Consider the following 11,651-nt stretch of genomic DNA (forward strand, 5'->3'; position numbering starts at 1 on the left):
AAATTATGTACTTATTATTTCTGAAAACTGTGTAATGTTATTTTCTGGTGACATCTGTGGTATTTTTGTTTTTCAAGATCCATAAACTCTAAGAAACCATTATCCACCATTCCATCAAAAATCTGTGCTAACTGAGATAAGGTATAATTCGATTTAAAATTCTGCTGTCTTTGCTTTAAATTTTTCTTTACCAAAGGAATATATGTGTTCTCAAATTTTGGCTTCCATGTTAAATCTAGAAACAAAACTCCTACAATGAACAGGAAAACGAACGGTGCAAAAAGTAGAACATCCTTCCAAAGAGTACCTTTTGGATTTGTAGCCAGAATGACATAAACACTTAAACTCATTATTGGCCAAAAAATGGAATAAAAGAATATTCTGGGTTTTTCGAGCTTTTTTCGGAATCCCACCATTTTTTCATCAAACATATAATCAGCATACCAGATTGAATATCTACTAATTAGCTTCCAGGTATAAAACATTTGGATCACAATCATACTGATCCCAGTCACCCAAACGAAAAGAGTGAAATTGAGATAAAGGGTGATGCAAGTGTAAAAAATGACGGGCAACAATATTAATAAAGTAGAAATAAAAATTTTGGTGTTTGATTTTTCCATTTTTAAAGTTTCAAATCCAAATTAAGCTTAGGAATTAGATGAGCAGATTCTTTCATTTTTTTGTCAACCACCTTCGCATAAATAGAGGTGGTTCGAATTTCCTTATGGCCGAGTCTTTTTTGGACGGTATATAAATCTGCGCCATTCTCAAGAAGTAAGACAGCATTGGTATGCCTGGCACTATGAAAAGTAATATGCTTGGATACCCCGGCCCGGTTGCACCATCGAACAATTTCGTTGTTATAGACTGCGCTATATTTAAGGCCAACAAAAACTCGATCACGAGGCGAATTTCTTGGCCCCAGTAAATCTCTGGCTTGCTTTGAAATGTACAAATATTCGACGCCATCAGTTTTTTGCTGTCTAAAATTTACTCGGAAAATATCATCGTCTTCATCTCGGACTTCTGACCATATTAATGAGTTGATATCAGACCATCTGAGGCCAGTCAAGCATGAAAAAACAAATGCTTTCTTCAATACCTCGTATTTGCAGGGGGTGTCGATTAAATTTTGAAGCTCAGAAAAGGTCAGGTATTCTCGTTGGCTTTCTGCTTGTTCAAAGGACTTCGCCCTTTCAGCATAATTGATATTCAAATATCCTTCGTCAAACGCGCTTCTTAAGCATGCCTTGAATTTATTAAAATAAGAATATTTGGAATTTAAAGAGAGGGGGAGGTTACTTTTCGTTCTAGCCACTTCGTCAAAATGCTTCCTAATCCTTTTCAAAAAATGGTCGTCAACTTCATCAAAAAGAAAATTAGGACTGATGCAATCTTTTAAATGAACAAAAGCAGAAGTCCATACTCCATAATTCTTTTCCGAATGGGATTTCTCTTCCATCTTCTCTTTGTAGAAATCTAAAAAAGGGCGTTTGGATTTACTGAGATTTTTGATGTCAAACTTTCCCTGGATATGTTCAGCTTGTCGGATAGACAGGATGTTTTCGGCCAACTGAAGTTTTTCTTTGTTCTCTTTTTTCTCAACTGCAGACTTTGGCTCATTTTCCAGGTAAATGTTCAGAAACTCAAAATCCCTCAAGTGAACACGTTTTCCGTGTTCATTTGTAGTAGATCCTTTATAGTACTCGAGGTATAGGCTCGAATTGCCATTTTTCAGTTTCTTTTGCTTCAAAGAAATCTTCATGATGCTTTAGTTTGTTCCTTAGGTTGTACACTTGTACAACCTTTTTTGTTAAAGTTGTACTAAGGTTGGAACTAAAGTATCAATGAAAGATGATAAAGTCAAACAAAAAAGTGTTAATGTGTTGAATTTGAACCAAAAGTAAACTAAAGGAAAATGAAGAAAAGTGAATTTACTTCCCGATACAGAAAGTGTAATTAGTTGTAAATAAGATAAATGGAAAAAATCGGTACAAATAAGGTACAAAAGTGAGTTGGACTTTTTTTTCGCGGTTAAAAATCAGGTTTTTTTGGTCTTTTCAAATACTTGGCGCTTGGGCTAATTCTGGTCTTTCTACAACAAAAAACTGCCAATTCACAGGGGTATTTTACTAAACCTATTTGGATCTCTTGCATCAATGGGAGCCAATACATGACCAAACATGCTCAATACATGATTTACCTTGGATAGGTTAAGATTTTCCTTTCCCTGTTCGATTTTCCGGATTACGGTAAGTGCGACTCCGGCTTTGTCGGCAAATTCTTCCTGAGTCAGCCCCAATTGCTTCCTTCTGGTTTTAACAAATTCGGCTAGTTGATTCATTCTATATGTATTTACATATAAATGTAGAAAAAAGAGTTGGTTTATATGCTTTTGCGTATAAAAATTAGGTTTTATTGATCTTTATATGCTTTTGGATATAATTTTTAGCCAAATCTTTTACTGTGAGGGATAGAAGGTCATTCTATAACTCATTTATTTCGTATTATTGAGCTATAGAAATAATCTCAATAGCTCATGAAATGGATTTGGGAGAGAGCGGATTGGCCAAACTTCACATTTGACCCAGCGGCATTTGTTCAATTAGAACGCGAATTTCATCGAAATACGGGTTTGATTTTAGGTTCACTTAGTTCGGTGTCGTCTGAGGATGCGGATGAACTAAAGGTAAGTCTTTTGAGCAACGAAGCGTTGGTTACCTCGAAAATTGAAGGGGAGATATTAGATAGAGATTCTGTTCAATCCTCTATTCGTGGTCAGCTGGGATTGCAGTCTGATGGAAGAAGGCCTGGTCCCAAAGAAACGGGTGTTTCCCGAATGATGGTGGATCTCTACAAGAGTTACCATGAGCCTCTTGACCAAGAGCGCCTATTCTCCTGGCATCAAATGATGATGAACGGAAGGATTGATTTGGAAATTGTCGGAGGTTATCGAGTTCATGTAGATCCGATGCAGATTGTATCGGGGAGGTTAGATTCGCCTCAAGTTTTCTATGACGCTCCACCTTCTCATAGGGTGCCAAAAGAGATGGAAAATTATCTTATTTGGTTCAATCGTGCTTTCAGCGAAGGAATGCCCACATTGGTTCATGCCGGATTGGCGCACCTGTATTTTGAATTAATTCACCCTTTTGAAGATGGAAATGGTCGAATTGGACGAGCCATTGCAGAAAAAGCCCTGGCGATGGGTGCCAAGCATCCCTTGATCACTTCACTTTCCAGTACCATAGAGCGAAATAAAAAGGCATATTATCATGCTTTAGAGCGTGCCAATAGCTCGTTGGAGGTGACAGATTGGTTGGTTTATTTTTCTGAAGAGGTGTTGAAAGCCCAAATCAATGTGCAGAAATTGATTCTATATATAGTGGAAAAGGCTCGCTACTTTGAAGAATTCCGGACTAAGCTGAATGAGCGTCAGTCCAAAGTCGCGCTGCGGTTGTTTCGTGAAGGACCAGAAGGTTTCAAAGGTGGACTGAGTGCTGAGAATTACATTCGTATCAGTAAAACTTCTCCCGCTACTGCCACCAGAGATCTAGCGGAAATGGTAGCCCTTGGAGCTCTAAAAAAGACTGGTAAACTTAGGCATACGCGATACTATCTCCCAATGGTGGAAATTTCAAATTGAGGATTTATTGTTTGAATAAAGGTCAAAATATAGGATTTCATGATCTCTATGAACCAAAGTGGTTGTCGCAAATTTTGCGACAACCACTTCCTTCACCAATTCTCCTTCATTAAAAACATTGTTGATGTGTTTGCCGATGGTTTTAACATCTCTTCCAAAGAGGGAGGCAATTTGATTTCTATTTAGCCAAACAGTATCTTTTTCAAACTTGACCTCGATTTGGGTCTGACCGTCCCTTCCTTGATATATCTCGATTTGGTTGTCCATTTTTTGATTAAATCTTACTCAGTTTTACTTTTTCCGGCATCTTTCAGTAACGCGGTCGTTGTTTTGTTCGATAAGCCACTTTGCTCGCTTCGATCAATTCATCTCCGGCCAGATATTTTTCTCATAATCAGCAACTAGGTCCTTTTCAGATTTGATCATGGCACAAATTCGTAGTTAATATTCACTTCTCCCTGACAAATCTTTGGAAGACTTGAATTTCAATTTTGCCACAACTGGCAAAATTGAAAAATAGTAAGGTGAAATTTTTCATATTGCTTTTTCCATCTAACCCACCATCATAAATAAATTTATTGAAATTGAGGCTCTTTGTTTTTGATACTTCGGAAATTTCCGACAACAAATGACAACAAACATTTACAAACGACTATAAGTTTTTACATACCGATTGGTGATTTTTCTCTTCCTAATTAGGTGGGAAAAAAGACAATGGAACGGATTATTTTATTCAAACCTCATCATCGGGCTGGGCGGTTTAAGCTATTTATACCTTTTCTGCTTAAGGAAGAACGGGAAGAGTTGAAAAAACTGAATACGAGTTATTATCATCCCCAGCAAAAACTTTGGAGCCTAGTCAATACTGTTGAGAATTGGGAGAGGGTACAGGGATTATTCCGGGGGAAATATGATGTCAAAGAGTTCGAAACCATTCCAAAATCGCCTGAAAGAACATTAAGTGAGAAATCGGAGGAAGTGATTATGTTATTGAGTCAAAAATTGATTCTTAAGGCGTTCAGTCCATCAACAGTTAAAAATTACACCTCAGCGTTAAAACAATTTCTGGGCTTTTTTGAAAGCAGGGACTTAAAGGAGCTGAGCAAAGAGGAGATTGAATCTTTTGTTTATCATCAAATCACTAAGTATAAAATCTCTGAAAGTGCTCAAAACACACTGATAAACGCGATTAAGGCCTATTATGAGCATGTCCTTGGCAGACCAAGAACAGTGTATGAAATTCAAAGACCTAAAAAAAGCCATTCCCTGCCCAATGTATTGAGTAAAGAGGAAGTAGCTGGGTTGATAGGGGTAACAGAAAACCTGAAACACCGGGCCATTCTGATGACAATTTACAGCGCCGGATTACGGATCAGCGAGGCCATTCAGCTTCGGATTGCAGATATCCATTCCGATGAGGGATATTTGTTTATTAAAGGAGCGAAAGGAAAGAAGGATAGGAGGACTGTTCTTTCACCCCATCTTTTGAATTTGCTTCGGAATTATTTCAAACACTACAAGCCTGCCTATTGGCTTTTTGAGGGCCAGGACGGCTGTCAATACTCGGCCAAAAGTATCCAGATGATACTCAGGAAGGCAATTGAGAAAAGTGGAGCCAACCCATGGGCAACTGTTCATACGCTACGGCATTCCTTTGCCACTCATTTACTTCAGCAAGGGACAAACCTTAGGTATGTGCAAGCACTACTGGGCCATGAAAGCAGCAAAACGACGGAGATCTATACGCACATTCTGTCGATTTCCAACAAAAACGTTCAGAGTCCACTTGACAGTTTGGACGAAATTATTAATTTGGCCTCGGGACTCGGCAAGAACCCTTCGGACAAATGAGATATAGACGAAATAGGCAACCGGGGGAGTTTCGTAACCACAAATGTTAGTGGCAAGGCTATGACGACACAACCCGACAGACAAATCGGGTTCTTTTTGATGTTTCGTATTTTAGTAGTTGCTTAAATAAGCAAATTGACTACCTTTGTACTATGGACAACAATTCTTGCATACGACAACAAGCGGACATTAAACAAATAAATCGCTGTAAAGACAGAGTTTCAGAACTCAACGGCTCATTTGACTATTTATCAAACGGACTTGAATTGGCAGGAAACAACGTAAGACTGAAAATTCTCTTTCTGATCTATGAAGAAAAACGACTTTGTGTTTGTGATATAAGCGACATTCTCGGCATGACAATTTCAGCAGTTTCACAACACTTGAGAAAACTCAAAGACAGAAAACTTATTGAAACCGAACGAGAAGCACAAACCATTTTTTACTCGTTGACAAAAGAGTATGAAAAAATGCTGAAACCGTTTTTCAAAATACTTGACGAAAACAAAATATTAGAAACATTATGAAAACAGACAACAAACTAATCGGAGCAGGACTTTTAACAGCAATTGCAGCTTCATTGTGTTGCATTACACCTGTCTTGGCTCTCATTGCAGGAACAAGCGGACTTGCTTCTACTTTTTCTTGGCTCGAACCTTTCAGACCATATTTTATCGGTTTGACAATTTTGGTTCTTGGTTTTGCTTGGTATCAAAAGTTGAAACCTAAAAAGCAAATTGACTGCAACTGTGAGACAGAAGAAAAACCAAAATTCATTCAGTCAAAAATGTTTTTAGGAATTGTAACAGCATTTGCAATCGTTATGCTTGCCTTTCCATACTATTCAAGCATTTTCTACCCAAAGAAAGAAAAGCAAATCATAGTAGTGGACAAATCCAATATTCAAAAAGTAAAATTTACGATTAGCGGAATGACTTGTGCGAGTTGCGAAGAACACGTAAATCACGAAGTAAATAAATTGACAGGAATAATAAGTTCAAACGCTTCATATGAAAATGGAAATGCAATCATAGAATTTGACAACTCAAAAACAAATATTTCTGAAATCGAAAAAGCAATAAACTCAACAGGATATTCTGTAACCGACAAAAAAGAAAATTAAAATGGAAATCAAATTACAATCAACAATAACTTGCCCCAACTGCGGACATAAGAAAGAAGAAACAATGCCGACAGACGCTTGCCAATATTTTTACGAATGTGAAAAATGCAAACAAGTTCTAAAACCAAAACAAGGCGACTGCTGTGTTTATTGTAGCTACGGAAGTGTTGCTTGTCCACCAATTCAGCAGGACAAAAAATGTTGCTGACAGACGGAAAACAAAGAAGCCCAGCCACTAACAGCGGTTTGGCAAAAGTGGCGGTTCAGTGCTTCGTATGACAGTTTTTCGTAAATTTGAAGTGTGTGCTTCGTATGAACATTTGTGGTTAAATCGCCACCTTCGCCAAGCCGCAAAACGTTAGCAGAGATTTTAAACGACCGACCAATGAGTAAAGGTGAAGACAGACGACAAATAATTTTCAATAAGTTTAGGGACAATTTAAACTTACTTATAGACAACGGTTTCGTGACCGCTGACAAAGACGTTTATTTATGCCCAATCTGTTTGCGACCTCACAACGACTTAAATTCAAACGACCCATTAACTCTTGAAGATGCACCACCCAAATCCTTAGGCGGTTCAGCAAACACTTTGACTTGTAAGTCGTGTAATAATACAGCAGGACACAAAATTGATTTTCATTTAACCGAAAGACTTCGCGAAATTGACAGTGGTAAATTTATACCCGGGACTGAAACAGAAGTTAAAGTTAACATTGACGGACAGACTTTTCAAGGAAAAATAACTGTTGCCGAAGACGGCACTATGACAATGTTTCATAGCAAAAAGAATAACCACCCCGAAAAGTTAGATAAGACAATGGAGCAAATCAATGGTGGTAAAATTATAAATATGGACTTTTTGAAGAGCCGAGTAATTCCTGAGAATTTGGAATATGCTCTTCTCAAAACTGGATATTTAATGATGTTTGAACGGTTCGGTTATTCTTTGCTTCTTGACAATTGCTTTGACATTATTAGACAGCAATTAAAAAATCCAGAAGAACGAGTTTACCCAGAAGGATTTTGGTTTTCTCCTCCATACCCGAAATCAATGACAGGTGTTTATTTTATCTGCGACAAAGGACTTGAATGCTTTGTGGCTATGTTTAATCTTGACACTGGTAACACCGAAAGAATGTTTGGAACAATGTTGCCTTTGCCTTTAAAGCCAATATCAGAAGTAATTGAAAACTTGAATAAAAAGTTTAGAACGGAAGGTTCTCAAATTACACTTACACTCTATCCATTGGAGCAAGACAATTTGAAATACTTATATGATGTTCCAAACCTAAAAGCAATGTATGACTGGATTGCCAAAAGAAAAAACCTCTGCTAACACGGGTTTTGCGTCAGGCGGGCTGACGTGCAAACTTGGAGTTTTGTGCTTCTAATGAAATTTATAGTAAATTGAAACTTTGTGCTTCGAAACTCCGCCCGAACGCAAAGCCCGAGAACGTTAGTGGCAAGCTTAACAGACCGACCGTAAAGAAAAAAATGAACGCAGAATTTATATACAGACCAATTTCAGGACAATATCCAGAGAAACATTTTGGAAAAATTACACCAAATTGTTTATGGATAAAGTTTGTAGATAAAGACGAACAAGAATGGGTTGGTTCATTTGAACAAAGTTGGGTCGAACAAGGAACGTTTATCATAAATCTGACAAGTAAAGGAAAATCATTTGTTGTAGTAGGCGGACAAACTTTTTTAATAGACATAAATACACGAGAACAACTTAATAAAACTGAAATATCTGACACAAAAACTGCGATTTTGGACGAGAAAGAAGAAAACATTTATTATTCAAGTGGTTTTGACTTACGTTATATGGACATTGACGGTAATGACTTTGTGCTTTTTGACAATTACTACTTTGACGACATAAAACTTAATGAAATACGAAATAATAAACTGTATGCTACTTATTGGAACTATCAGACAAGCAATGAACCTTTTCGTTTTGAAATAGACGTTGTGACAAAAGAAGTAAAAGACTCATTTTATAACACTGAAACTAAATCATACTCGTATGAAAATCCAAAACCGACATTCTTAGCAAAATTGACAAAATGGATAACGAAATGACAAGAAAGCCAGCCACTAACAGGCGTTTGGCAAAAAAGCGGGTTCAGAGGTTAAATGAAACTTTGTGCTTCGTATCAAGTTCAGTGCTGGCAGACAGTTTAGTGCTTCGAAATCCGCTTCTTCGCCAAGCGCCAAACCGTTAGCTGTAAGGATAAGAAACCCCAAGATGACTGAAAACTGAATAGTGAAAATATGAATGATAACAATACCAAAGTTGCAAAAGAAATTGTAAAGCAGTTAAAAGCGGAAAAATTGATTGCTGATGAAGAAATCAATTTGGAAAGTAAAATTGCTAATGGAACTATCAGAGAAATTGATTGGAAAATAATTATTGAGAATCAAATAATAAACCTAGAAAAAAAGACTAAGGGTGAAACTGAGTAGTTTACATATCAAAGCCTTCAGAGGTGCGACTAAACCTCTTACCTTGAATTTTAGCCAAGACAAGAATATCACGTTAATCTATGCTGAAAACGGGAATGGTAAATCCTCAATTGCAGATGCTTTGGTCTGTTTATGTACTGATAGTGCTGGATCTTTGGATGACAAATCGAATAAAGACTATTCATTTCTAAAATCTTTAGGTGCAAGTAACTCTGATTTATTGATTGAACTTAAGACAGATACCCAAACATTTAAGGCTACACTTTCAGCAAACTCAAATAAAATAATAAAGAATCCAACTGATGGTTTACCCAAATTAAAAGCACTAAGAAGAGCTCAAATCACCTCATTTATTGAAGATACACCATCGGCACGGTATAAGGTACTTTCGTCATTCATTGATGTTTCAAATATTCAAAAATCAGAAGGGGAATTAAAGAAGTTAATTACAACACTAGACAAAGAACTTGGACAAAACCGCAAAAGTCTTTCAGATGCAAAGAGTACACTGACTGATATTTGGAATAAGGAAGAAAATCCACTCGGTAATTTGAAAGATTGGGTTCAGTCAGAAATTAAAAAGGACAATTCAAAACTTGCTGTAGAACTTCAAGAAAACAATTCTGTTTTACAAAAATGGAGTTCATTGCAAGCTGTTGTTTCAAGCATTAAAACGGAAACTGCAAAATATACAACAGCAAAAAATAACCTCTTAGAAGCGGAAAAGAAACTTAAAGAATATCAGCTTAAGAACCCTAATTCAGAGACTGATTTACTATCTGTTCTAAATGAAACTAAAAAGTTCCTTACAGCAAAAATCGAAGTTGACAAATGTCCAGTGTGTGAAAAGGATAATGACAAGCAGAAACTTCTTGAAAATGTTGATGGAAGAATAGCAAAAATGCAGGAGTTAAATCAACTGACACAAGCTATAAACTTATCCAAAGCTGAAAAAGATAAATTATACAACAGATTGCAGGGGCAGATCGAACCTTTCAATACTCAATTGATAGGTTTTAAAAACTTAGCCATTAAATTGCCTGATTTTGAATTCACCAATGAATTAAGTAAAATATTAGAAACAAACACCACTAAAGAAAACTACACATTATTCAATGAAGTTTCTTTAAAGCTCACGACAGAAGTAGAAAAATTATCGAAGCATAATCAAACGGTTAATAAGTCGGTTGGAATTCATAATTCAATAAAGTCGAATTATGAAAGCATAATTAGAAGCACAAAAAAATGTAGTGAGTTAGATAAATTATTAAATCAAGCAAAAGCCGCTTTAGACATATTAGAAGATACACGGAAAAAATTTATTGACAGCGAATTAGTATCCATTTCTGATGAAGTAGAAACAATGTATCAGGAAATTCATCCGAATGAAGGTTTAGGGAACGTGAAGCTTTTCTTAAATCATACTTTTCAAAGTTCTCTTAATCTTTCCGCCAATTTCCATACGGAATCAAATATTACCCCACAATCTGTTTATAGTGAATCCCACTTAGATACCTTAGGGCTATGTATTTTTATTGCACTTGCAAAGAAGGAGAGTAATAAAGATGTTATATTAATACTTGATGATGTTGTAATGTCAGTAGATGAAAGGCATTTAGACAGAATTATTTCTCTTATCCATAATCAAGCTAAAAATTTTGCTCACGTATTTATTTCTACACATTATCGACCGTGGCGGGAAAGATATCGAAATAACAGAGCACCAAATCTCAATATTCAATTTTTGGAATTGCGAGGATGGTCAATGGAAAGAGGTATAACAGTTGCAAAGCCACAGCTCGTTTTGGAAGAAATAAAGTATTATTTAAGTTCACCAGAGTACTTTCACCGTGAAAATCTTTCAGGAGCTACTGGCAGGTTTTTAGAAGCTATTCTTGATTTTTTGACATTTAACTTTCAAAGTCGCTTGAAAAGAAAACCTGGCAATGACTACACATTGAGTGAACTGTTAGATTGTTTATCAAAAGACCTACTCAAAGTGTTAAGAGTGCAAAAAATGGCTGATTTAGGAGATGGAAAGTTCTGTAATAATACCGTTGTTGATGAGGTATATTTAAAACCGGTAATAGATGAAATTAAAAACCTGAAAGCTGTTAGGAATCAGGTTGGTGCTCACTTTACTTTTGACGGTGCTTTAGTAAGTGATAATGACATAGAGGATTTTGCTAAATCAACCATTAAACTAGCCGATTTGTTGATTTGCCCTATAAATGGAACTTTGCCAGACAGGAATAAGACAGGGTCGAATTGGGAAACAAAGAGTGGTGCAATTAGACTCTTTCCTTTAATTGAACCATAAATGACAAATTATTACCAATACACGGAACGAATCCCTACAGCTAACAGCCGTTTTGCAAAAGCGGGGGTTTCGTGCTTCTATGACAGTGAAGTGCAAAATTCAAGTTTTGTGCTTCTAATGAAGTTTAGTAGTAAAAATCCCCGCCTTCGCAAAGCGGCAAAACGGTATCCACCCGAGTAACCCCGTCTTTGCTTAGTTTGATTTTTTACTAATGAAAAGTTTATAATAATTGG

13 protein-coding genes are annotated in these 11,651 nt (G+C 36.5%); 9 read left to right on the top strand and 4 right to left on the bottom strand.

Annotation, left to right across the window (positions count from 1 at the left end):
* Window positions 1-14: 14 nt before the first annotated feature.
* The 3 genes from Q0L00_RS19220 to Q0L00_RS19230 form a co-directional block, all read right to left on the bottom strand.
* Complete coding sequence (locus Q0L00_RS19220; protein WP_297338520.1) at window positions 15-623, bottom strand: hypothetical protein; 609 nt, start codon at window positions 621-623, stop codon at window positions 15-17.
* Between the two features lie 2 nt (window positions 624-625).
* Window positions 626-1,768 carry a site-specific integrase gene (locus Q0L00_RS19225; protein WP_297338521.1) on the bottom strand — a complete coding sequence of 381 codons (1,143 nt, stop codon included), beginning with the start codon at window positions 1,766-1,768 and terminating at the stop codon, window positions 626-628.
* A gap of 351 nt (window positions 1,769-2,119) precedes the next feature.
* On the bottom strand, window positions 2,120-2,347 hold the full coding sequence (locus tag Q0L00_RS19230) for a helix-turn-helix transcriptional regulator (protein ID WP_297338522.1): 228 nt from the start codon (window positions 2,345-2,347) through the stop codon (window positions 2,120-2,122).
* A 195-nt stretch (window positions 2,348-2,542) separates the two neighbouring features.
* Between Q0L00_RS19230 and Q0L00_RS19235 the strand changes: the two genes are divergently transcribed.
* A complete protein-coding gene (locus Q0L00_RS19235) occupies window positions 2,543-3,649 on the top strand; it encodes a Fic family protein (RefSeq protein ID WP_297338523.1) in 1,107 nt (368 codons plus the stop codon).
* Here Q0L00_RS19235 and Q0L00_RS19240 read toward each other — a convergent pair.
* Entirely contained in the window at window positions 3,641-3,916 is a 276-nt protein-coding gene (locus tag Q0L00_RS19240) for a hypothetical protein (protein WP_297338524.1), read from the bottom strand. The two genes, Q0L00_RS19235 and Q0L00_RS19240, sit on opposite strands and share 9 nt — an antisense overlap.
* Window positions 3,917-4,363: 447 nt before the next feature.
* Here Q0L00_RS19240 and Q0L00_RS19245 point away from each other — a divergent pair, with 447 nt between their 5' ends.
* The 8 genes from Q0L00_RS19245 to Q0L00_RS19280 all read left to right on the top strand — a co-directional run bounded on the left by Q0L00_RS19245 (window position 4,364) and on the right by Q0L00_RS19280 (window position 11,418).
* Complete coding sequence (locus Q0L00_RS19245) at window positions 4,364-5,500, top strand: site-specific integrase (protein ID WP_297338525.1); 1,137 nt, start codon at window positions 4,364-4,366, stop codon at window positions 5,498-5,500.
* 152 nt (window positions 5,501-5,652) lie between these two features.
* Window positions 5,653-6,027 (top strand): metalloregulator ArsR/SmtB family transcription factor, encoded by a 375-nt coding sequence (locus Q0L00_RS19250; RefSeq protein WP_087941489.1) that lies wholly within the window; start codon window positions 5,653-5,655, stop codon window positions 6,025-6,027.
* Window positions 6,024-6,623 (top strand): mercuric transport protein MerTP, encoded by a 600-nt coding sequence (gene merTP / locus Q0L00_RS19255; protein WP_035630394.1) that lies wholly within the window; start codon window positions 6,024-6,026, stop codon window positions 6,621-6,623. Before Q0L00_RS19250 ends, merTP begins: the two co-directional genes overlap by 4 nt.
* A gap of 1 nt (window position 6,624) precedes the next feature.
* Entirely contained in the window at window positions 6,625-6,831 is a 207-nt protein-coding gene (locus Q0L00_RS19260; RefSeq protein WP_069796431.1) for a GDCCVxC domain-containing (seleno)protein, read from the top strand.
* 177 nt (window positions 6,832-7,008) lie between these two features.
* Window positions 7,009-7,962, top strand: coding sequence for a hypothetical protein (locus Q0L00_RS19265; protein ID WP_297338526.1), 954 nt, complete (start codon window positions 7,009-7,011; stop codon window positions 7,960-7,962).
* A 158-nt stretch (window positions 7,963-8,120) separates the two neighbouring features.
* Entirely contained in the window at window positions 8,121-8,714 is a 594-nt protein-coding gene (locus Q0L00_RS19270; RefSeq protein ID WP_297338527.1) for a hypothetical protein, read from the top strand.
* 192 nt (window positions 8,715-8,906) lie between these two features.
* Window positions 8,907-9,098 (top strand): hypothetical protein, encoded by a 192-nt coding sequence (locus Q0L00_RS19275; RefSeq protein ID WP_297338528.1) that lies wholly within the window; start codon window positions 8,907-8,909, stop codon window positions 9,096-9,098.
* 43 nt (window positions 9,099-9,141) lie between these two features.
* Window positions 9,142-11,418: a hypothetical protein gene (locus Q0L00_RS19280; RefSeq protein WP_297338529.1), complete on the top strand. Its 2,277-nt coding sequence runs from the start codon at window positions 9,142-9,144 to the stop codon at window positions 11,416-11,418.
* Window positions 11,419-11,651: the final 233 nt, after the last annotated feature.

It is taken from the genome of Algoriphagus sp. (genome assembly GCF_024305035.1).
Lineage (GTDB): Bacteria > Bacteroidota > Bacteroidia > Cytophagales > Cyclobacteriaceae > Algoriphagus.

Coding starts and splice junctions, on each gene's coding strand:
- Q0L00_RS19275 (WP_297338528.1), top strand. CDS start 8,907: ATGAATGATAACAATACCAAAGTTGCAAAAGAAATTGTAAAGCAGTTA.
- Q0L00_RS19270 (WP_297338527.1), top strand. CDS start 8,121: ATGAACGCAGAATTTATATACAGACCAATTTCAGGACAATATCCAGAG.
- Q0L00_RS19265 (WP_297338526.1), top strand. CDS start 7,009: ATGAGTAAAGGTGAAGACAGACGACAAATAATTTTCAATAAGTTTAGG.
- merTP (WP_035630394.1), top strand. CDS start 6,024: ATGAAAACAGACAACAAACTAATCGGAGCAGGACTTTTAACAGCAATT.
- Q0L00_RS19250 (WP_087941489.1), top strand. CDS start 5,653: ATGGACAACAATTCTTGCATACGACAACAAGCGGACATTAAACAAATA.
- Q0L00_RS19260 (WP_069796431.1), top strand. CDS start 6,625: ATGGAAATCAAATTACAATCAACAATAACTTGCCCCAACTGCGGACAT.
- Q0L00_RS19245 (WP_297338525.1), top strand. CDS start 4,364: ATGGAACGGATTATTTTATTCAAACCTCATCATCGGGCTGGGCGGTTT.
- Q0L00_RS19230 (WP_297338522.1), bottom strand. CDS start 2,347: ATGAATCAACTAGCCGAATTTGTTAAAACCAGAAGGAAGCAATTGGGG.
- Q0L00_RS19240 (WP_297338524.1), bottom strand. CDS start 3,916: ATGGACAACCAAATCGAGATATATCAAGGAAGGGACGGTCAGACCCAA.
- Q0L00_RS19225 (WP_297338521.1), bottom strand. CDS start 1,768: ATGAAGATTTCTTTGAAGCAAAAGAAACTGAAAAATGGCAATTCGAGC.
- Q0L00_RS19220 (WP_297338520.1), bottom strand. CDS start 623: ATGGAAAAATCAAACACCAAAATTTTTATTTCTACTTTATTAATATTG.
- Q0L00_RS19235 (WP_297338523.1), top strand. CDS start 2,543: ATGAAATGGATTTGGGAGAGAGCGGATTGGCCAAACTTCACATTTGAC.